This is a genomic window from Planctobacterium sp. AWH2_060 (assembly GCF_056158425.1).
On record NZ_JBSWTG010000001.1, the window covers coordinates 302,359 to 323,684 of the forward strand.

The window sequence follows — 21,326 nt, forward strand, 5'->3', positions numbered from 1 at the left end:
CATATGCGAATTAACCATCTTATAACAGTTGTGATAGTGTTGCTGGGGCTTTCAGTTGAGTGTGCCTTTGCGCAATTTCCAAACGAAAAAGACATAGAGTTTAAGTCAGATGCAGGTGAGGTAACCTCAGCATTTGAAGGCTTTATTATGGTTCCGGAGAACCGTAATAATCCAGATAGCCGTCAGATAAGGGTTAATTATGTGCGCTTTCCCGCTACAGGAAAGGAAAAGGGCAACCCAATAATTTATCTCGCTGGTGGGCCGGGGGGCTCTGGCATTGGTACCGCAAAGTGGCGTCGCTATCCGTTGTTTATGGCTTTAAGACAATTTGGCGATGTAATTGCTTTGGACCAGCGTGGCACAGGACAGTCGGAACAAGCTGAAACCTGTTATTCAGCTCAGCATATGAGTCTGACGGAACGACTCTCTGATGCTGATATTGAAAGTCGTTATCGTGCCGCAGCTATAGAGTGCCTTTCTGGCTGGAAGAAACAGGGAATTGATATCTATGGTTACACCACGGTACAAAATGCCCTGGATATTAACCAGCTAAGGCAGCATTTAAATGCTGACAAAATCGTCCTGTGGGGAATATCTTACGGAAGCCATTTGGCAATGAGTGCCATGAAGCTTTTTCCTGAGCATATTGAGAAAGTGATTATGGCCAGCGCTGAAGGGTTAGACCAGACTGTGAAGTTGCCAGTACAAACTGATGCCTATTTTCAGCGCATTCAAGCGATCATTAATCAACAACCATTGGCTGCTAGTATCTCGGATTTACCCGCCGTGATGCAAAGGGTACATCAAAAACTTGAGCATGAGCCTATGCCGTTGGAAATCCCTCAGAGAGATGGCGGCACAGTGAATATGTTATTGCAGCGCTATCACGTGCAAATGCTGGCCAGTAAAATGATCGCTGACCCTGGCCGTTATCTGACTTTTTTGATCCACATTTACAATACACTGGATAAGGGCAACCCGGAACTGCTATTGCAAGCTTTGCAGATGGGTATATTTAAAGAAGAGGCAATTAGTTTCAGACTAATGCCGTTGGCAATGGATATTGCTTCAGGCGTCAGCGCGAAAAAGTTGGATATGATTAACAATCAGGCTAAGTCTGCATTGTTAGGGAAATATCTTAACTTCCCAATGCCAGCGCTAAACAATCTGGATCCACAATTGGATCTGGGGGCCGAATTTCGCAGTGATCTTGTAGCTGATATTCCTACCTTACTATTTACCGGCACTCTGGATGGCAGAACTTATCCTGAATCGCAAACAGAAGCCGTTAGTGGTCTTAGTCAGGTTACTCAGGTAAAGGTAGTCAATGCTGGTCACAACCTGTATACCAGCTCTCCCGAAGTGCTTGAACGTATGATTTCCTTCCTTGGGAATAGTCCTGTATCTGAGCAAGATATCCAATTACCTTTACCTAAATTTGAGATGTAAATGTAAATATGACCAATTTTCCGATCGATTTTAGTCCAGCTACACTAAGGGCGGTCTGCAACACAAGGACAGTGCAGTGCTCTGATAAGATTTTTCTTAGGGGCGCTTCCCTATAACCCCCTTTTGCCCATGGCGCGAGAAAACAAAAGCCTGTAGGTCGAACTTCAGTTCGACAAAGCAAACTGAATCAACCACCGTTGTCCGACTGGCCGATTTTTGCTCCTGCAAAATCGGCATTCACTAAACCGTTTTAGCTCAAGTCGAACCTTCTACATATATAAGAGTTAAAGGTGACACGCATAGTTAACAACCGCAGAAACAATAATATTTCTCCGGAAGTAATTAGCCGCTCATATGATGCAAACACAAGGTGAGAGCCGGTTATGTGCCGGCGCTTTAAATGTGAGTAATTTGCCCTGAAACAGGGTTTATTCTCTGCTGTTTTAACACTATGCTAAGCGGGTTCAGAATAAAAAGAATAAATTCAATGCAAACCAGTGTTAAAGAGTCCCTGAAAGAAGGGGGCAAGCCAGACAGCCAATTGAACCTGATGTTGGATTACTTTAAGGATAATCCCGGGTTGATGCTGTCAGTGTCATATTTATTGCTGACTCTGTGCGGCATCTTTTACAGCGTCACCTTCTATCAAGAGTTCGGTATCAGTGTACTCAAATTCGCTGATGTTGCAGATTTAATGGCGGTAGGCATCAGTGAACCCGCAGCGCTGGTGATGTTTAGCGGGGGCTTTTTGGTGGCCTGGGCATTTGATCTGTTATTGATTTATTGTCATCCCATCAGACAAAAATGGCTGAAACAGCCCAAAAGCTTTAAGCGTAGCGTAATCCTGTTTTTTAATTATATGCCTAAGTCCCGACAAGGCTTGTTACTTGGCTTTTTGGTGATGTTTATTGTGTATGCACATCTTTTTGTTTCTTTGTATGCACAATGGCGAAGTGGTGATATTAAAACTTCTGAAGATGATTATATTCGGGTGCAAACTGAGCAGTTTCCGGTAGGAGAAAAGCTTAAGTTATTGGGTTCAACAGCAAATTATTTGTTTGTTTATGATGTGAATGCACAACAAACCCAAATAATACCGGTGGAAGCGGTATCCATGATCCTTCCTGCGCCAATACAAAAAGAGGTGGCTGTCCAAGAGGTAGCAGAAAACCCTAAAGATGGAGAATAGGACCCGCATATTTGAACTTAAGGCACAATTATTCAAGGGTGGTGTTAGTAACAGTTAGCTTGTCGCCATTTGGTATTTATTTTTCTCGATATTGTGCCATCCTTATCACTTTGCATAGAACACACGAAATAACATGAAGCGATTAATCCTGTTACTGATGGGCTGGGCTTTATTAGCGGCTTGCGCCAGCCACACAAGTGTCAGTGAACAACAAACTACAGAGAGTACCGAGAGCACACCTAATCAGTGTACCGGAGAGGTGACTGCACCTGCGGTTTTTGCTCCCATGTTAACTGAGGTGGACAGGCCCGAGTTAGTGACGGCGGCATTGGGAGCAAGTGGAGTGGGCGGTTTATGTCAGGCCAAAGCTTACCTGGTGAGCCAAGAGTTTGATATTTATCGCGCCTGGAATAGCCAAAATCCGTACAGTCAATTTGGCCATTGGTGGGCATTCTCCATCCCTTCCGGAAAAATATCCGAATACCGCCGTGATTACGCTATTTGCTCTAAGTTTTCGCCATTGGATATGTTGATAAAGTGTAATTTGAAGGAAGGCAGTGTAGTGGTGTTGGGTACAGGGCAAAGTGCTACCTGTAACGCAAATCTGAATTATCCGACATCATCTACGATCCAGATCTATATTGCTGATGCAGCTGAATCCACCGAAGCCTGCCAATCTTATTACGGCGTGTTTAGCTGGCAAAACGTTGATAAAAAGGTAAAGACCAGGCCGCTTCCAGAGATGCCTGCTGATGCCGATGATAGCTTTTGAACGCCTGCTACTGATTTTTAGTGAATGGCATGGTGAGCAGTTCAGTAGACTGGGGCGTAACTTTTAACAGGCTGCCTTGATCGTACCAGTCACCCAGGACAATGCGCTGCGCTGGTAAATTGTCGTGAGTTTTTATGTTGTGAATCGCGGGTCTGTGGGTATGTCCGTGAATCATCTGAGTAACATTAAAGCGTTCAAGGTAGTTTAAAACTTCTTCAGGCGTAACATCCATGATATCACTGGCCAAGGTCATTTGAGATTGCTTGCTGGTTTCTCTGCCTTTTCTGGCGATATTTCGCCGGGTTTTTAATGGCAAAGTTAATATTAATCTGGGCCACCACCAACCGCGCGCCTTTTTTCGAAACTTTTGATAGGCAAGATCTTTGGTGCACAATTCATCGCCGTGCAGAATAAGGGTTTCAGTACCGTAAAGGTCGATAACCTGTTGTTCTGGCAACAAGATCATGCCGCTTTGCCTGGCGTATTTCTTTCCTAATAAAAAATCGCGGTTGCCATGAATAAAATAAACCGGCACACCATTGTGTTTCAGGTTATACAAGGACTGAGCAATCTGGCGTGTGAAATCAGTGGATTCATCATCACCTATCCATACTTCAAAAAGATCACCCAAAATGTACAGGGCGTCAGTTATTTTTGTATCGATGTTTTTTAAAAAACTCAAAAAACAATGAGTGATGTCTGGTCTGTTTTCACTGAGATGCAGGTCGGCAATAAATAAGGTGTGATTCACGCTGGTTTTCTTGGCAGAAGTACAAAAGGGCAGTAACACTGCCCTTAAAGATCATGATTATTCGGCTACGGCTTTTTCAATAATAACTTCTTCAACAGGTACATCCTGGTGATAACCATTGTTACCAGTTTCAACGTTTTTGATTTTTTCAACAACGTCCATACCTTCTACCACTTCGCCGAATACACAATAGCCCCAGCCATCGCGGCTTTCACTGCGGAAGTTTAAGAAGTCGTTGTCTGCAACGTTAATGAAAAACTGTGCAGTAGCAGAGTGCGGATCCATGGTGCGTGCCATGGCGATACTGCCTTTTTTGTTACTTAAGCCGTTATTCGCTTCGTTTTCGATTGGATCTTTTGTGGTTTTTTCGCCCATACCTGGTTCCATGCCACCACCCTGGATCATGAAGTTATCGATAACTCTATGGAAGATAGTATTGTCATAAAAGCCATCATTAACGTAAGACAAAAAGTTAGCAACCGTATTTGGGGCTTTTTCAGCGTCTAGTTGAAGCTTGATTACGCCGAAGTTGGTGTGTAAAGAAACCATATTTAATCCTGTTTATTACTGATTAGTTCTAGGTAGCAGAAGATGGAGACTAAGGCTACAAAACTCAAGTTTAACAAACATTGTAAATCTTGTGCTGTTTTTCCTGAATAAAGTTGGAGCCTCTGTTGGGCAGTGTTAAACTGCGCCTCGCACAAATCAGGATTAAGGAACCATTATTTCATGTTGCAAATATACAATACACTGACCCAAAAGAAAGAAGCCTTTAAACCGCTACAAGCAGGTAAAGTGGGCATGTACGTCTGTGGAATCACTGTGTATGACCTTTGCCACATGGGACATGCCCGGACCTATCTGAGTTTTGACCTCATGGTGCGTTATCTGCGTCATAAGGGTTTTGAAGTAAATTATGTGCGTAACATTACGGATGTAGACGACAAAATTATCAAACGCGCTAATGAACGCGGCGAAGATCTTGAGCAGTTTACTGAGCAAACTATTGCTGAGATGCACAAAGATTTTGACAGTATCGGCTTGTTGCCTGCAGATGTTGAACCCCGCGTAACTACTCACATTGATGAGATCATTGCTGTGATTCAACGCCTTGTGGACAAGGGGCATGCTTATCAGGCTGATAACGGCGATGTGTTATTTGAAGTCAGCACCTATAAAGAATACGGTAAGTTGGGTAAACAAGACCTGGAACAATTGAATGCCGGGGCCCGCGTGGAAGTAGAAAGCTCGAAACGCGCACCATTGGATTTTGTTTTGTGGAAGATGGTCAAGCCAGGAGAGCCGGGTTGGGAATCACCTTGGGGAACCGGAAGACCAGGTTGGCATATTGAATGTTCCGCTATGAACCACAAACATCTGGGGGCACATTTTGATATTCATGGTGGTGGCTCTGATTTGATCTTCCCGCATCATGAAAATGAAGTGGCGCAATCCTGCTGCGCCTTTGATACGCCTTACGTGAATACCTGGGTGCATACCGGCATGGTTCAGGTTAATCAGGAAAAAATGTCGAAATCCCTGGGGAATTTCTTCACTTTACGCGATGTGTTAAAGCAATATGACGCTGAAACCCTGCGTTATTTCCTGATGTCTGCCCATTATCGCTCCCAGCTGAATTATTCAGAAGATAATATCAAACAAGCTAAAGCGGGATTAGAGCGTTTGTACACAGCGCTGCGCGCAGTGACAATTGATGAAACAGTTACTTGTGATGACGCTTATGTGGCCAGATTTGATGCCGCAATGGACGATGATTTTAATACGCCAGAAGCATTTGCTGTTTTATTTGAACTGGCAAAAGAAATCAATCGCGCGCAAAGCGAAGAAGAGAAACAAAAACTGGCCGCTACCCTGAAATTTCTGGGTAATGTTCTGGGGTTCTTACAATTGTCTCCTGAAGCTTATCTTCAGGGTGGGGCGGGTAATGATGATGAAGCTGCAATGATTGAAGCGCTTATCAAAAAGCGCAATGACGCCAGAGCCGCAAAAGATTGGGCGCAAGCTGATGCTGCCAGAGATGAGTTAAACGCCTTAAATGTAGTGCTGGAAGATGGCCCCAATGGGACGACCTGGCGCAGAGGCTAAAACCTAAATTTTATCTTAGAATTAAAAAAGCCGCGATAATCGCGGCTTTTTTTATATCCAAAAAGACGTCATCCTTGACGAGTTATCCAGGGGATGATTTTAGCCTTATTGTACATCCCAGCTCAGCGTTACACCTGAGAAGGTGCGATAAGCGCGGATGCTGATATGCCAGGTGTCTTGTCCTGGGTTAGTGAATGTACAGGTTTCGTTGTTACCTGATTTATAAGGACGGCAATCGTAAGTACTGGTTGTAGGTTGTGCACCTTTTCTGATGTAAAGGTCTGCATCGCCTGAACCACCAGAGATACTGAAGTCTGCGCTGCTCATACCAGCAGGCATTTGATAGGTGTAGTGCAACCAGTTGTTACGTGATGCAGACAAGTCAGTCAGTTGACCTGAGTCAGGTTGACCACCTGAGCCGCCACCACTGTTATCAGTGAAGCTACCAGTTAAAGACGCACCGCTATATGTAGAATATGCGTGAACTTTAACATAGTAGGTACCGGTCTGAACGTTGCTGATGGTGCAGCTTTCAGAATTACCAGAGTTCCAGGAACGACAGTCGTAGCTGGAAGTGCTTGGCTCAGAACCAAAGCTCACATATAGATCGGCATCACCGCTACCGCCTGACATAGTAAATTCTAAGTCAGTAGCACCTGCAGGTACATCCAGAGTGAACACTTTTTCGTCATTGGTGGAGCCAGATAGACCAGTAACTGCAACGCCGTTAGTCAGTGCAGTTTCACTGGAACCGCCACCGCCATTGCCGCCACCAGAACCATTACAGTTTGCAGCCATGTAGTCAGAAGCTGCTTTAGTTTGTACCAGACCCCAGCCTGTGCGGTTGTCGCGACCTGAAGAATCCAGATCTAAGGCAGTTTGTTTCAGGGCATTACGTACTTCAGTGGAGCTACAAGTTGGGTTGTTGCTCCATGCCAGAGCCGCTACACCAGCAACATGAGGCGTTGCCATTGAAGTACCGTTGTAATAGGCATAGTCAGTATTGCCACGTACTTCAAGCGTTGCATTACTGCCAACATTTGCCAGTAAGCTTTGACCCAACGCACGGTTCACGGTAACGGTAGGCATATCAACAGCACCGTTGCCGTCAACCAGGAACGGATTTTGTAAGCCAGGACGGGCTGAGTTACTGTACACAATTACACCTTCAGCACCGGCGTTAGCACAAGCTTCAGCAGGGTTGATTTCAGGATAATTTGAGCCAGATTGGTTTTCGTAACGCTCAGCAATACAGATCTTGCCAGACATGTTGCCACAACTGTAGTTGCCTGCGCTCATGCTACAACTGGCCAGTTCACCAGAAACAGTGCCATTTACATTAGAAATGACATAGTTACCGCCTTGTTGCACATAGCGTGATTGAGGTAATACACGGTCATCACCAGTGGTTGAACCGTTGTAAGTGATGAAACCCTGACGACCGTCACCCACACCAACTGTAGATAAAATCGCTTCGCCCGGGCCAGACAGTTCTACCTGAGAAGTGTACTGAGAAAACTCTGCATGCAAGCCCGATTCGTCAACGGCTGCTACAGATACTACAGCATCATAAGAAGCTGGGTAGGAGTGGGTGGAGTCACCGTCGTTACCGGCAGCAGCAATTAATAGCATGCCAGCATCTTCAAACGCCTGCATAGCGTTGCCTTCAGAAGTAGTAGAGCTTGGTCCACCTAAAGACATGTTAACAACTTTGGAACCTGCAGTTTGGCAGTCGTCAATTGCATCAACCAGATCACTACTATAAGCCCAGCCAGACTCAGTGAATACTTTGATAATGTGCAGGTTAACATTGGTGTTTGGCAATACGCCTACAACGCCTTCGTTGTTGTTAACGGCAGCAATGGTACCAGCAACGTGAGTGCCGTGAGAGCCGCCTGGCGTTGACCATTGACCCGTACCGCTGTCGTTAGTACCTGAGGCATTATTCGCGGCTAAATCAGGGTTAGTGATGTCATAACCAGAGTCAATAATACACACAGTCATGTTGCTGGCACTTGCATCACTGACCTGATCCGCTTGTACATTGGCAATACCCCAAGGCGAGTTTTCAGCCATTGGCCAACGCTTAGGGTTTTTCTCTGCTCTGGCTGCGTAAGAAGAACCAGATAACTTTGAAGTGATAAAGTCTACATCGTTAACATGCAATTCGGCTGGCAGTTTTAAAATAACACTGTCCTGGCCATGGCTTTTCACGAATGAAAGTGGAGTACCTGCTCTGAAAGAGAAATCCATCAGGATTTTTTGACCGCGATCAGCCAGGCTGTCGCCACCTTTACGGCTGGCTGCATCTTTCATGCTATGGCTCGTTTCACCAGCCATCTTTAACGCGGTAACGTCATTTGCGCTGCTTAACTTGACTACGATTTGATCAGTGGTGTCAGCATACTTTTGTCTTTTTTGTTCTGCGCGCCATTGTGCAAAGCCAGTTGGTTTTGCATTTTGCATCTGATTTGTTGCTTTTTGTTCTGTCGCAGTCATTGGTGTTGCATGTACTGTTGCGCCAAAAGAGGCGGCACAGAGCACTGCAACCGTCGTTTTATTGAATTTCATTATTGTTGTTTCCTTAAACACTTGTTGTTTTTTGTACGAAAATAACATCCCGGATCTTTCTTTATTTTTTTCTGACTGATCAGACCTGATGCCCGGGTAAATTAATTCCGAGCAAAGGTTTTATCATTGCGAAAAAATGCTGTAAACACTTCTGAGTCATGAGAAAAATAAAGACCTAATTGTTTCTGCTGTTTTTCTGAATTAAGTCACAGACGTTACAATCATTGGCTTGCAGTAAATTTTAAGAAATTAATAAAGTAAGCTTATGTAAATAAATGTATACAAAAATGGCAATAATGTAATTAATTGTAATTTGATTTATTAGTTTATTGGGGAGAAAAGTAATCTTATTAAGAGCCGCTGAAAGCGTTTATTTTTGTGGTGTGCGCTTTATTACACTGGGTTTCAGTGCATTCTATTGCGCTTATTAAAGATTTGTCTGATTACCGATGGGTAACTTATTAGGATAATTTTTCATCAACAGTTTTTCGAAACAGGGGCGATGTGTAATAAAGCAACAGTTTTGATGGCTTTGTATCAGAATGTAACAGCAGCCGCCTAACGTTTTTAATATAGAATCAGACAGCGACGTCAATAATAAAGATGAAATTTTGTACAAGAATGACGTTGTTTGTGGAGCGATAAGAATAGCGTAGGATTAAAAACCGTACTGAAGCTTTAACATCAGCAAAACAATGCTGGAGAAACAGATTGATATCGGTAGCCCGATTTTCGCAAAGTCTCTAAAGCGGTATTCACCGGCGCTAAATACCAGTAAGTTAGTTTGATATCCCCAGGGCGAAATAAAACTGGCGCTGGCGGCAAAAGCCACAGCTAGGGCGAATGGCATGATGGGTAAATTCATTGCTGCACTGACGCCCCAGGCAAATGGAAACATCAGTGCAGCTGCAGCGTTATTAGTCACTAATTCCGTCAGTAATAAAGTACAAAGATAAATAGTCACCAGAACAGCAAAAGGGGAGGCGTTGAGTAATACTGGTTGCAAGGCTTTAGTCAATAGGCTAATTGTTCCGGTACTTTCCAGGGCGGCAGACAGGGATAATGCACTGACGATCACAATAACCAGGTTAGTGGGTAAACTGCGTTTTAGTTCATTACTGGTAACTACTTTACTCAAGACTAATGTGACCAGCAGAAACAGCAGCGTTAATTCCAGCGCTAACAAGTCAAAAGCGGCTAATGCAACAGATACCAGGAAGCCCCCGACAGCGAGTGTGTCTTGCCAGGCTGCCAGCTTTTTCTCTACCTTGAGCTCGTTAAGTAAAAAGAAATTATTGTTCAGGTTTGGTCGGCTTTTAAAGTCTGCCCCCGTGGCCAACAATAAAAAATCACCGGCTTTCAGTTTAATTTCACCCAATTTGCCACTTAAACGTTCGCCATCACGTCGAACCCCCATAACCGCGGCGTCAAACATAGAGCGAAAACCAACCGTTTTAAGGGTTTTACCAATTATTGGCGCTCTGTTTGTTATGATGACTTCGGTGAGGTTTTCTCTTAACAAACCGTTGCTGTCGGCAAAGAAGCTTAATCCGGGAATGTGATCAAGGCTGTCTACTCGTTCAATATTGCCGGAAAAAATCAGTTTATCTCCGGCCTGAATCATAGTGTCCGGGTGTACCGGGCTGATCAATTGTCTCTTGCGCACTATTTCCACCAGAAACAGTTCTGGCAGATTTCTGAGGTGGTTATCTTCAATGGATTTGCCCACCAGGGGAGAGTCATCTTCTACCTTGGCTTCGATAATATAGTTCTTAAATTCGTTTGCTCTGGGTTTAAGTTCCGGAAGCAAGCCTTGTAGCAGGTAGATTAAAATGCAACAGCTTAAACCGGCAGTCAGACCATAAAGGGTAAAGTCCCAAAACAGAAAACCGGGTTGACCATGTTCAATCAGAAAACTGTCCACAATCAGGTTTGTGGAGGTACCTATCAGAGTCACAGTACCACCTAGAATTGCCGCATAAGAAAGGGGAATCAGCAATTTCGAAGGGGCAATGTGTTGATTGTGTAATAGTGGCCCGGTAAGCGTAGCAACAACGGCAGTATTATTTAATATTGCAGAGCTAAAAAAGGAAATGATGATAACTTTTATGGTGGAAAGACTTTTATTGGCAGTTACCAGCTTTCGCGCCAGGGTTTTCATTATTCTGGACTTATCGACACCGATACTTACCAAAAGTAATAGCACCAGAATAACCAATCCTTTGTTACTCAGGTTGCCAAGTACGTTGCTCATAGACAATGTCCCTGTGGCTAACAGGGACATGGTGGCCAGAGCAAAAATAAGGCTGGGACTTCGGCTAGAAAATACCAGTCCCAAAATGGTACTCAGAAATATGCCGAGCACCAATATTTGATTTATATCCATATTACCTTATTTTTTTAGTTGCGAGATATCAATTGCCTGCCAGTGAGGAAAATGTTTACGCACAAGAGCATTAAACTCCAGTTCAAACTCTGAATAATCATGAGTGTCAGCGGATTGCTGAGTTTCATTAGCTTTGATTATCATCCCTGAACCCACAGTGGCATTTGAAATGCGATCAATAACAATAAATGCCCCCGTAGCCCGATTGAGGGTATAAGGGTCAGCTGCTACTGATTCCGTCAGCTTCAGTTGCACTTCTGCAATTTCATTTAATTCTAAATGTACAGCGTCACTCTTCTCAAGGGTATTGACATCAATTTTGTGTTCTATTGATGAAATACTGCCCGTCACTTTTTTGGTGGCGAATTTTATCGCGTACTGCTTGTTGGGCATTAAGGCTTCTTCTGCCATCCATACCAAATGAGCAGAATAAGTATTTGAGTTAAGTGGCAGATTGTCTGATTTGACGATCATGTCACCGCGGGAAATATCGATCTCGTCTTCCAGAGTCAGGGTCACGGCTTGTGGTGTATGGGCATACTGCAAATCACCATCAAAGGTCACGATAGACTTAACTTTAGAGGACTTTCCAGACGGTAAAGCGGTAATTCGGTCACCAATTTTGATATCGCCAGAAACGATGGTGCCGGCAAAGCCTCTGAAATTCAGGTTTGGGCGGGTAACGTATTGCACCGGAAAACGAAAATCATCTTTGTTCTTATTGCGGTCTATTTCGATGGTTTCCAGGATTTGCATTAACGGCGCACCCTGATACCAACTCAGATGCTCAGAGGGGTTAACGACATTGTCACCATTGAGTGCTGAGATTGGCACAAAGTTGACGTCTTCAAAGGCCAAATCTTTAGAGAAGGCTTTGAAATCTGAACGTATTTTTTCAAATACATCCTGTCTGTAATCCATCAAATCCATCTTGTTGATGGCAACCACAATGTTTTTTATACCCAGCAATGACACCAGGAAGGAGTGACGTTTTGTTTGAACCTGCACACCATGTCGCGCATCAACCAAAATGATAGCTAAATCACAGGTAGAGGCACCGGTTACCATGTTTCGGGTGTACTGTTCATGTCCTGGTGTGTCAGCAATGATGAATTTACGCTTGTCAGTAGAAAAGTAGCGATAGGCCACGTCAATGGTAATGCCTTGCTCGCGCTCTGATTGTAGTCCATCTACCAGCAAAGCCAGGTCTACTTTTTCACCTGTGGTGCCGACTTTTTTGCTGTCTTTAACTACAGCGGCAAGCTGGTCTTCATAAATCATTTTAGAGTCGTGCAGTAAGCGACCAATCAGGGTACTTTTACCGTCATCTACGCTACCGCAGGTTAAAAATCGAAGCAGATCTTTCTGCTCATGTTGCTCAAGGTATGCTAATACGTCTTGTTGAAGTAATTCGTTTTCGTTATGCATTGTCTATGCACTCACTAAGAAATAAGGGTTTAAAACAGATTCTTTTTGGTTGTACAGAAGCTCTTCACCAGAGTCCTGCCAGATGCCATTCGGGTCTTGTTGCATAACCGTCACCTTGCCACCTGCGGCATTTACCACAGCATGAGCGGCTGCAGTATCCCATTCAGAAGTGGGTCCCAGGCGAGGGTAGAGGTGGGCCTTACCTTCAGCCACTAAACATAATTTCAGGGAACTGCCCATAGCGACTAACTCACTATCTTTACCAAGCGCTTCCAGGAATCCTTTAATTTCCGGACTTTGGTGTGAGCGACTGCCGACTATTTTTAGACTTTCTGCCTGAGCACTGGAGACCGGGGCTAGTGGACTGCGGCTATTGTCCGATTGCTCTTTAAAGCTCTGGCCGCCAACTACACCTGCATAAATTTCTTTGATTGCTGGTGCATTTACCACTCCCAGTACAGCTTTGCCTTCATGAATAAGGGCGATGTTTACGGTAAACTCACCGTTCTTTTTGATGAACTCTTTAGTACCATCCAAAGGATCCACTAACCAATATGTTTGCCAGTCCTGTCTTTCCTGCCAGGAGATATCTGCAGATTCTTCAGACAAAATTGGAAACTCGGAAATTTCAGCCAGACGTTTAACAATGTTTTTATGCGCTGCAAGGTCCGCTTCTGTTAATGGACTTTCATCGGACTTTTCATATATTGAAAAATCTTTCTGATAGATTTGCATAATGGCATCGCCCGCACCTCGGGTGATTTCAATCACAGGTTCCAAAAGAGTGTTTAATTGTTCAGAAATACTCACTTAAATAAACCCTTTTTGTACTAACTGATTGTAAAGTTCTTCGGTTACAGCTTCCGCAGTTTGCTCTGCAACTTTGAGGTGGATTTCCGGGGCGACAGGTGCTTCATAAGGGCTATCCAATCCAGTAAAATGCTTGATATCACCAGCTCGTGCTTTTTTGTACAGTCCTTTAGGATCGCGTTGTTCGCACACTTCCAGTGGCACATCCACAAACACTTCAACAAATTCTTTATCTTCCAGCAATCCGCGACAAAAAGCGCGGTCCGCCTTAAATGGGGAAATAAACGCAGTCAGAACAATCTGTCCAGCATCCACAAACAGTTTAACCACTTCACTAATGCGGCGAATGTTTTCCACACGGTCCTTATCGGAAAAACCAAGATCACCACACAATCCATGGCGCACATTGTCACCATCCAGCAAATACGTGTGCTTGCCTTCTGATTGCAGCTTTTGTTCTAACAGTCCGGCAAGGGTGGATTTTCCTGAGCCACTTAAGCCGGTGAACCAGATGGCCAGAGGCTTCTGTTGGTTCTGTTCAGCCCGACGCTGTTTATCAATTTTGTGCTCATGCCATACAATATCTCGGCTCATCAGAAATAACCCTCCATCTTTTTCTTCTCCATTGAACCCGCCGAGTCGTGATCTATTACACGGCCCTGTCTCTCAGATGTTTTGGTTAGCAGCATTTCCTGAATAACTTCGGGTAACGTACTGGCGGTAGATTCAACGGCGCCGGTAAGTGGGTAGCAGCCCAAGGTTCTGAAACGCACTGACTGCATTTGTGGGGTTTCACCTTCCAGCAATGGCATACGGTCATCGTCCACCATGATTTTCACGCCATCGCGTTCCACAACCGGTCTGGGTTTTGCCAGGTATAGGCTGGGGATTTCGATGTTTTCCATGTAGATGTATTGCCAGATATCCAGCTCAGTCCAATTGGACATAGGGAAGACCCTGATACTTTCGCCTTTGTTGATTTGCGCGTTGTAGATATTCCACAATTCAGGGCGCTGGTTTTTAGGGTCCCAGCGATGGTTTTTATCGCGGAAAGAGAATACACGCTCTTTGGCTCGTGATTTTTCTTCATCGCGGCGAGCACCACCAAATGCTGCGTCAAACTGATATTTATCGAGTGCTTGCTTTAACGCCTGGGTTTTCATGATATCAGTGTATTTGGCACTGCCATGGGTAAACGGGGTGATTTTGTTATCAGCACCTTCAGGATTGGTGTAACTGATGAGCTCAAAACCATATTTTTCCGCCATCTTATCCCGAAACTCAATCATTTCTCTGAACTTCCACGTGGTATTGACGTGCATCAGTGGGAAGGGGATTTTACCTGGAGCAAAGGCTTTGCGTGCCAGATGCAGTAAAACGGATGAGTCTTTACCTACCGAATATAACATGACAGGGTTTTCAAACTCTGCTGCAACTTCACGGAAGATGTGAATACTCTCAGCCTCTAATTGTCTGAGGTGAGTTAATGAAGGAATTTGTGATGACATATTGCGCCTAAAAAATTCTAGCTTATAACTAATATATTAAAGAATTATATGCTTAGAACTTTACCACAATGTGTCACAGTAAAATATGACTTTTTGGACTAATTCAATCCCAAAAATAATAAGCTGGTTATGCAATCCTATTTAGAGAATTCTGCTCTCTCTGTTGCCCAGGTTTGAGCTTCTACAAAGCTGTTTGCAGTACGGTCAGAATCGGCATTGATTTTCATGGAAATGAAATAAGCTTCTTCCCATTCTGCTTTTTCATAGCGGCGCACCAGATTGATATAATCTGCCATCAGTCCTTCGCCTTTGATTAGTGCAGTTTTGATGGCTTCAGACAGGGGCAGTTTGTCTAACAGTTCTTCAATACTGGCATCCAGCATGGCATCTAATAGCGATAACAGGCCCACCAGAAAGGCTGAGGACTTATCGACCTTCTGGCCCGGTAAGGCCGCGATGGATTCACAAAATCTGGCTCTTGTCAGGGACATGACAGTTAGTTCGTGAGGTTTATCCGTTTTAAATTGCGCAGTAAACATTAGTGAAACAAAGCGTCTGAGTTCTTGTAATCCTATAGCCACTATGGCTTGCTTAATGTTACTGATCTCTTGCTGAGTGCGGTTGAACAAGGATGATTGCGCGTATTTGAGCAATTTAAAAGACATATTGACGTCAATTTCAAAAGCACGGGTAATCTTATTGATGTTGGGCTCTTCTTCTGCCATTTCAGACATTAATTGTGCGAGCGCTAACTGGGAAGGCTGAAGTGAATAACCTTTTAATACTTCCGGCTTACTGAAAAAATATCCCTGGAAATAGGAAAAACCAAGGTCCACAGCGGTTTGATAATCTTCGTGGGTTTCGACTTTTTCTGCCAGTAATTTTATTTGCGGAAAATCCTGAATGGCGATAATGACTTCTTTAATTTCCTCAATTGTCATTGCCTGCCAATCGATTTTGATTATGTCTGTGTAGGGGTAAAAGTGTTTCCAGACTGGCTCATGAATATAATCATCTAACGCGACGATATAGCCTTGTTCCTTTATTTCCTTCACAGCCGCCAGTAGTTTTTTACCGGGTCTGACGGTTTCCAGTACTTCAACCACCACCTGATCATTGGGTAAAAGCAGTGGGTAGCGATCAATCAGCGTATCATGGGTGAAATTGATAAAGGCCAGTTTGTTTTGAGTTAACGTATCCAGACCCAGGTTGGTTTGCAGACCATCGATCATTTTCGATGTTGCTTCGTTCTCACAAACATCTGGAAAGACGTTTTTTAAACTTTCCCTGAACAATAGTTCATAGGCATATACAGATTTATTAATATCCAAGATTGGCTGGCGTGCTGCATAAAATGCCATGCTTTTGGTCCTTTATCCGACTGTCATACGCTTGTCTCGCGACAGCCCATAGCGAGTATCGGTTCTGTCGCGGTAGATTTCATTGTAGTGATAGTTTGTGTCGAGTCAATTTACATGTGCAGGATCTCAAAGGTTTTTTTGCATCGCCATAAAATCTTGCTGCAGGGACTCAGATGATGTCTGACTGGATAAGCTAACCAGCCAGATAGCCAGAGTTGCGGCAATAAAGCCCGGAACTATCTCATAAATGTAGGCACTCATGGTGCTACCTTCAGGCCCAACCGGGGCATAAATCCAAAACAGGACGGTTACAGCACCTATGATCATGCCTGCAATTGCTCCAGCTCTGGTGGTTTTCTTCCAAAACAAGCTAAACAGTACCAACGGACCAAAGGCCGCGCCAAATCCGGCCCAGGCGTTGGATACAAGAGATAAAATTGAACTGTCCCGGTCGTGTGCAATGAATATGGCCAGCGCAGCAACTAAAAATATACTGATGCGGCTCACCAACAATACCTGGCTTTGAGGGGCATCCTTATTAACAAATTCATGGTACAGGTCAGTGGCCAGTGAGCTGGAAGTCACCAGTAGCTGCGAGGAAACTGTACTCATAATAGCAGCCAATATTGCCGCCAACAGGAAGCCTGAGATAAAGGGATGGAACAAGGTATTAGACAATACGATAAAGATAGTTTCTGGGTCGGACAGAGGTAATCCAGTTTTTTGTACGTATGCCAGACCGGTTAATCCAACCGCCAATGCGCCGATTAAGGTGACTAACATCCAACTCATGCCAATTTTACGGGCCACTTTTAAATCTTTAACGCTGGAAATGGCCATAAACCGCACAATAATATGTGGCTGACCAAAATAACCCAGTCCCCAGGCCATGCTGGACAAGATTGCTAGTAACGAAACACCATTGATCAGATTAAAGGCTTCACTATTCGCGGTCTGAATCAGCTGACTGGTTTCAGTGCTGCCACCTAATTCAAAAACAGCCACAACAGGTACCATTATCAATGCTACAAACATGATACAGCCCTGCACAAAGTCGGTCATGCTTACTGCCAGATAACCACCAAATAAGGTGTAAACCACTACGATACCGGCAGTGATATAGAGTCCCAGCTCGTAGGGTAAGTCAAAGGCGCTTTCAAACAATTTACCACCGCCGACAACTCCGGAAGTGGTATAGATGGCGAAAAAGGTAATGATCACGATAGCGGAAACAATGCGCAAAATTCGGGTGTTATCATCGAATCTACGTTCCAGAAAGTCGGGTATTGTCAAAGAATTGGTAACTTCTGTATAGGTTCGCAGTCGTGGAGCTACAAAAGTGTAGTTACACCATGCTCCGATTAATAAGCCTATCGCTATCCAACTACTGGACAAGCCACTCAGATACATTGCACCGGGCAAACCCATTAACATCCAACCGCTCATGTCAGATGCGCCTGCTGATAATGCCGTGACTGCAGGGCCTACTTTTCGACCACCTAATAAGAAACCCGATACCGAAGCATCATTAGTTTTAAAGGCAAAGAGTCCGATTGCCAACATGGCACAGAAGTAAAGGGCGAGGGCGAGTAACAGGTAAGGGTCCATTCAATTGTCCGGTTATTATTATTATGAAGAACATCATGACATTGAACGCGGGTAAAAATCCAGTTTCAAAGACATATTGTTAGGAGTGTGGCCTTAAAAAGCAAAAAATCCGCTAATTGCGGATTTTTTACTCTTTGATTGCGTTATCATCAGGCAGAAAACTGCATTGATTGCCTTATTTGTGTTTCCAGCTCCGAGTTTAATTTGCCTTTTTCGCCGATAATGGTGACGTCTGCTTCCTGCATCTCCCAACTGCGGCCTTCGTAATCCTTATCCTGAAAGTGACTGTCTATTTGGTTTTTCAGATCTTTCGGCGTAACAAATAAAGTGATATCACCGGATTCGGTATGCATTACCAAGTGCAGGCTTTTTTGGCTCTCAAAAAAACAGAAATTAGCATAAGTAATTTGACCTATAGAACGCAACATTTCACCGCCGAAGGTGGCCAGTTTGGTGTTCACCTCGTCCAGCGATACTTCTCTGGATACCCGTTGCGTGTACTCTTTTTCATGGTACATATGAGCCAGCGCCAAGTCTGCGCCAGAGCGGATTTGTGGGCTTTGATTAAACAGGGTAAAACTCAGCCCTACCGCAAAAGCAATACTGGCAGCGAGCGCTAACTGGATAATATGATTGCGCTTAGGTGCTAGCGGTACCACATTGTCTTTCGCCGCTTCCTTGGGGTCAGGAGTTGCAGTTTGGGCCATTTCTTTTTCGGCTTCAGCCTGAGGTATTTGCAAAAGTTTGTTCATCAAGTCATCAGGTACAGCAACTTCGCTGGTTTCTTTAATCGCCTTATCCAGTTCCAGCATGGCTTGTTGAAAACCCTTCAGGCTGTCATCGGCATTAATGGCTGCATTAATCTCTGCATCATCCGCTTTCGGATCTGCCGTGATGGCTTGCCTTATTTTGTCATTGTCTAAATTAGCAGACATTTCTTACTTCTCACTTTTTTCCAGGGCTTCTTTCAATTGATTTCGCGCCCTAAATAATCTTGTCATTACCGTGTTTTTATTTAAGCTGAGTTCCTGTGCTATCTCTTCCCCGTTATAGCCAAAAATAACCTGTAACATTAAAGGCTCCCGGTATTCCTCGCTTAAATTAGCCATCAATTTATGCAGTTCCCCATGTTCTAATTGCGTTTCATGGAGCGGCCCTTCATCAGCCAGTGAAACGTCATCCATATCCACTAAATCGAACTGTTTTCGCTCGAAACGCCTTGCGTTTTCTCTGCGCAAAATAGTGATCAACCAAGCTTTAGCCGCCTTGTCATCTTTTAGCGAGTCCAGTGATTTCCATGCTCTTAAAAAGGTTTCCTGCACAATGTCTTCGGCAATCACTTTGTCTTTGATCAACCAGTATGCGTAGCGGTACACATCAGCGTGCATATCGCGAACCAGCTTTTCATACTTTTGTTGCTTTTCTTGCGTATTCATTGTGACCGTTTAACTGTTGTTTTGATTTCGTGATTTCTTCACAAAATTTATAATTTCGTTAGAAGTTGTATTAAATAACTTACATTTGTCTCAATTGAGCGTGGCAATACGAGACAATTTCAGTATTTAGTTGCCATTAAAGCTCTGATATTAAGCTTTTTTTAATGACCAGCGCAAAATTGTTTTTACCGGAATCCCTTCCTTTTTTTATTCTTATCCGCTTTTTGCGATTAGCTGGTTGGATATAGAGGTGTTAATTGCTGTTTTTCTTTCGAACGCTGTTGGCGTAGTTGCTTTTCAAGCTGTTGCGCTACCGTCAACAGGTCTTTTAATACCTGTTTTTGCTCTGAGCCTGAAGCCTGACCATAAAAGTGCTGAAAAAAGTTATCAATTGCCACTTTTAACTCATTATTATTGAGTTTTTCCAGGTGCGTATAAACCGACACGTTTTTCAAGCCAGTGACACTGGACAACCAACCCGGCAACAACTGATTGACTTTGTTGACATCGACCTGGTTGCGCATCAACTCTTTTTGTAATTCTTGCCAATAAGGCTTAGGTGTTCTTAACGGTGCCGTATTTGTTTCTGCATAAACAGGACGACGACGGGCTGATAGCCACCAGAGTAACAACGTTGTCAGCCATAACAGCAATAACGCCCAACTACTTAACGACCACCAATGGTTGCTAAACGGAAGTTGTGTAATTTGTTGCGGCGTATCTGATCTGGCAGGAGCGGTTTCCTGATTAGTCATCGGACTGGAGGGCAGTGCCTGTGGAGCGTTTGTTGGTGCCAGAACATTAATGGTGCGGGCTGGTAGGCGCGCTATCTCTGTTTCTTTGGTAACTACGTTAAACCATTTAAGCGTCACCTCAGGAATAATCAGCGTGCCTTCTTCATTGGGGATCAGGGCCACGGTTTCTGTGCGCTGAGCCACAATAGTGCCATTGCGCTGCACCCGCGCAGTTTCGGCCTGGTCCGGGTAGGCTTTTAGCGATGGTGGATACAGGGTATCCAGCTCCGGTAATTGGGTTTCAGTGACACCTACTGCGGTCAGGGTAATGGTTCGGGTTACAGGTGTTCCGACGCGAAATTCATTGTCAGAAGTTTGCCATTCTTCAGTAAGCTGCGCGAACTCAGAAGGCAACCAGTGTTCGTTATATCCTTCTGGGATCGGCAGTACTTCTACCTCTACATCTTTGGCGATGCGTTGCACATTTCGGGTACGATTAAAGAATCCAAAAGACTGGCGATTATTGTCAATCACTTCACCATCGAAAAGCGGACCGCGAATTGTATATTCGCCACTGCTATTGGGAATAATTGAAAAAGTACGCTCTATTATACGATAGCGTTTACCATTGATAATGTCGGTAAATTCACGGTCTTTGCCTACCTGTTCGATATCCGCGCCCGGAAGTTCGGGTTGACTCAGACTACCACTTTGTAAATCAACCGCTAAATGCAGTCGGGTGGTGTACTTAATTTGCTGCTGTACGTAAACCGACGCTTTTTCTACTTCAGCAGTAATATAAATATCTCGGTTTTGCGCCTGGTTGGCATTAGATACCGGCACCACCTCTATATTGATAGGATTCGTTGTCAGTCCCGCCACTCTTAAAGCTGGAATGGTAAATTGGCCTTCTTTTCTGGGGATCAGTGTGGTGGTCCAGACAGTAGAGCGCGTAGTGTCGAAGTTGATCATTTGAGTTTGCCGACTCACACTAGTGCGTCCAACTACAAAGTTTTGCAACAGCGGCGAGCTGTCGAATTCGTCGCCTGGCACATCATCGTTGACGGTTACCGTTAATCTGAAGGACTCTTCCACCATTACCGGGTTTTTATCTACGGTCGCAGTGGCCTCGGTGGGTGCTGCAAAAACCGTATTTGCCCAAAAGTTAACAAAGCAAACTAATAATAAAATAGGTTTGGAAATGTAAATTCGCATGA

Annotated in this window: 17 protein-coding genes; 4 read left to right on the top strand and 13 right to left on the bottom strand. The window is 44.2% G+C overall.

Annotated elements, in window-relative coordinates:
- The first annotated feature begins 3 nt into the window (after positions 1–3).
- From ACXAD8_RS01260 to ACXAD8_RS01270, 3 genes are all read left to right on the top strand, one after another.
- Positions 4–1,449 carry an alpha/beta hydrolase gene (locus ACXAD8_RS01260; RefSeq protein WP_475224150.1) on the top strand — a complete coding sequence of 482 codons (1,446 nt, stop codon included), beginning with the start codon at positions 4–6 and terminating at the stop codon, positions 1,447–1,449.
- A gap of 487 nt (positions 1,450–1,936) precedes the next feature.
- Entirely contained in the window at positions 1,937–2,638 is a 702-nt protein-coding gene (locus ACXAD8_RS01265; RefSeq protein ID WP_475224151.1) for a hypothetical protein, read from the top strand.
- A 133-nt stretch (positions 2,639–2,771) separates the two neighbouring features.
- Positions 2,772–3,410, top strand: a complete 639-nt coding sequence (locus tag ACXAD8_RS01270) for a hypothetical protein (RefSeq protein ID WP_475224152.1) — start codon at positions 2,772–2,774, stop codon at positions 3,408–3,410.
- 7 nt (positions 3,411–3,417) lie between these two features.
- Here ACXAD8_RS01270 and lpxH read toward each other — a convergent pair whose 3' ends face one another.
- Together lpxH and ACXAD8_RS01280 are read right to left on the bottom strand one after the other, a co-directional pair.
- Positions 3,418–4,161, bottom strand: coding sequence for a UDP-2,3-diacylglucosamine diphosphatase (gene lpxH / locus ACXAD8_RS01275; RefSeq protein ID WP_475224153.1), 744 nt, complete (start codon positions 4,159–4,161; stop codon positions 3,418–3,420).
- A 57-nt stretch (positions 4,162–4,218) separates the two neighbouring features.
- Positions 4,219–4,710 carry a peptidylprolyl isomerase gene (locus ACXAD8_RS01280; RefSeq protein WP_475224155.1) on the bottom strand — a complete coding sequence of 164 codons (492 nt, stop codon included), beginning with the start codon at positions 4,708–4,710 and terminating at the stop codon, positions 4,219–4,221.
- 180 nt (positions 4,711–4,890) lie between these two features.
- On the opposite strand from ACXAD8_RS01280, the gene cysS reads away from it, so the two are divergent.
- A complete protein-coding gene (gene cysS / locus ACXAD8_RS01285; protein WP_475224157.1) occupies positions 4,891–6,267 on the top strand; it encodes a cysteine--tRNA ligase in 1,377 nt (458 codons plus the stop codon).
- Positions 6,268–6,372: 105 nt separating this feature from the next.
- Here cysS and ACXAD8_RS01290 read toward each other — a convergent pair whose 3' ends face one another.
- From ACXAD8_RS01290 to ACXAD8_RS01340, 11 genes are all read right to left on the bottom strand, one after another.
- On the bottom strand, positions 6,373–8,838 hold the full coding sequence (locus ACXAD8_RS01290) for a S8 family serine peptidase (RefSeq protein ID WP_475224158.1): 2,466 nt from the start codon (positions 8,836–8,838) through the stop codon (positions 6,373–6,375).
- Between the two features lie 658 nt (positions 8,839–9,496).
- Positions 9,497–11,224 (bottom strand): SLC13 family permease, encoded by a 1,728-nt coding sequence (locus ACXAD8_RS01295; protein WP_475224159.1) that lies wholly within the window; start codon positions 11,222–11,224, stop codon positions 9,497–9,499.
- A gap of 6 nt (positions 11,225–11,230) precedes the next feature.
- The gene (gene cysN / locus ACXAD8_RS01300) at positions 11,231–12,652 is read right to left on the bottom strand and encodes a sulfate adenylyltransferase subunit CysN (protein WP_475224161.1); all 1,422 of its coding nucleotides are present in this window, start codon (positions 12,650–12,652) and stop codon (positions 11,231–11,233) included.
- 3 nt (positions 12,653–12,655) lie between these two features.
- Complete coding sequence (cysQ, locus tag ACXAD8_RS01305) at positions 12,656–13,456, bottom strand: 3'(2'),5'-bisphosphate nucleotidase CysQ (protein ID WP_475232845.1); 801 nt, start codon at positions 13,454–13,456, stop codon at positions 12,656–12,658.
- Between the two features lie 6 nt (positions 13,457–13,462).
- Entirely contained in the window at positions 13,463–14,056 is a 594-nt protein-coding gene (gene cysC / locus ACXAD8_RS01310) for an adenylyl-sulfate kinase (RefSeq protein WP_475224163.1), read from the bottom strand.
- Positions 14,056–14,970, bottom strand: a complete 915-nt coding sequence (gene cysD, locus ACXAD8_RS01315; protein ID WP_475224164.1) for a sulfate adenylyltransferase subunit CysD — start codon at positions 14,968–14,970, stop codon at positions 14,056–14,058. The genes cysC and cysD overlap by 1 nt, the downstream gene beginning before the upstream one ends.
- A gap of 137 nt (positions 14,971–15,107) precedes the next feature.
- Positions 15,108–16,331: an EAL and HDOD domain-containing protein gene (locus ACXAD8_RS01320; RefSeq protein ID WP_475224165.1), complete on the bottom strand. Its 1,224-nt coding sequence runs from the start codon at positions 16,329–16,331 to the stop codon at positions 15,108–15,110.
- A 126-nt stretch (positions 16,332–16,457) separates the two neighbouring features.
- Positions 16,458–17,939 carry a sodium/proline symporter PutP gene (gene putP, locus ACXAD8_RS01325; protein ID WP_475224167.1) on the bottom strand — a complete coding sequence of 494 codons (1,482 nt, stop codon included), beginning with the start codon at positions 17,937–17,939 and terminating at the stop codon, positions 16,458–16,460.
- A 149-nt stretch (positions 17,940–18,088) separates the two neighbouring features.
- Positions 18,089–18,874 carry a DUF3379 family protein gene (locus tag ACXAD8_RS01330; RefSeq protein WP_475224169.1) on the bottom strand — a complete coding sequence of 262 codons (786 nt, stop codon included), beginning with the start codon at positions 18,872–18,874 and terminating at the stop codon, positions 18,089–18,091.
- A 3-nt stretch (positions 18,875–18,877) separates the two neighbouring features.
- The gene (locus tag ACXAD8_RS01335; RefSeq protein WP_475224170.1) at positions 18,878–19,375 is read right to left on the bottom strand and encodes a sigma-70 family RNA polymerase sigma factor; all 498 of its coding nucleotides are present in this window, start codon (positions 19,373–19,375) and stop codon (positions 18,878–18,880) included.
- Positions 19,376–19,605: 230 nt separating this feature from the next.
- Entirely contained in the window at positions 19,606–21,324 is a 1,719-nt protein-coding gene (locus ACXAD8_RS01340) for a BatD family protein (protein ID WP_475224171.1), read from the bottom strand.
- Positions 21,325–21,326: the final 2 nt, after the last annotated feature.

What these genes read in the sequence shown, in the direction of transcription:
- ACXAD8_RS01270 (WP_475224152.1), top strand. Translation starts at nt 2,772, where the DNA reads ATGAAGCGATTAATCCTGTTACTGATGGGCTGGGCTTTATTAGCGGCT.
- ACXAD8_RS01295 (WP_475224159.1), bottom strand. Translation starts at nt 11,224, where the DNA reads ATGGATATAAATCAAATATTGGTGCTCGGCATATTTCTGAGTACCATT.
- cysC (WP_475224163.1), bottom strand. Translation starts at nt 14,056, where the DNA reads ATGAGCCGAGATATTGTATGGCATGAGCACAAAATTGATAAACAGCGT.
- ACXAD8_RS01265 (WP_475224151.1), top strand. Translation starts at nt 1,937, where the DNA reads ATGCAAACCAGTGTTAAAGAGTCCCTGAAAGAAGGGGGCAAGCCAGAC.
- ACXAD8_RS01260 (WP_475224150.1), top strand. Translation starts at nt 4, where the DNA reads ATGCGAATTAACCATCTTATAACAGTTGTGATAGTGTTGCTGGGGCTT.
- ACXAD8_RS01330 (WP_475224169.1), bottom strand. Translation starts at nt 18,874, where the DNA reads ATGTCTGCTAATTTAGACAATGACAAAATAAGGCAAGCCATCACGGCA.
- cysD (WP_475224164.1), bottom strand. Translation starts at nt 14,970, where the DNA reads ATGTCATCACAAATTCCTTCATTAACTCACCTCAGACAATTAGAGGCT.
- putP (WP_475224167.1), bottom strand. Translation starts at nt 17,939, where the DNA reads ATGGACCCTTACCTGTTACTCGCCCTCGCCCTTTACTTCTGTGCCATG.
- ACXAD8_RS01340 (WP_475224171.1), bottom strand. Translation starts at nt 21,324, where the DNA reads ATGCGAATTTACATTTCCAAACCTATTTTATTATTAGTTTGCTTTGTT.
- cysS (WP_475224157.1), top strand. Translation starts at nt 4,891, where the DNA reads ATGTTGCAAATATACAATACACTGACCCAAAAGAAAGAAGCCTTTAAA.
- ACXAD8_RS01320 (WP_475224165.1), bottom strand. Translation starts at nt 16,331, where the DNA reads ATGGCATTTTATGCAGCACGCCAGCCAATCTTGGATATTAATAAATCT.
- ACXAD8_RS01290 (WP_475224158.1), bottom strand. Translation starts at nt 8,838, where the DNA reads ATGAAATTCAATAAAACGACGGTTGCAGTGCTCTGTGCCGCCTCTTTT.
- ACXAD8_RS01335 (WP_475224170.1), bottom strand. Translation starts at nt 19,375, where the DNA reads ATGAATACGCAAGAAAAGCAACAAAAGTATGAAAAGCTGGTTCGCGAT.
- cysN (WP_475224161.1), bottom strand. Translation starts at nt 12,652, where the DNA reads ATGCATAACGAAAACGAATTACTTCAACAAGACGTATTAGCATACCTT.
- ACXAD8_RS01280 (WP_475224155.1), bottom strand. Translation starts at nt 4,710, where the DNA reads ATGGTTTCTTTACACACCAACTTCGGCGTAATCAAGCTTCAACTAGAC.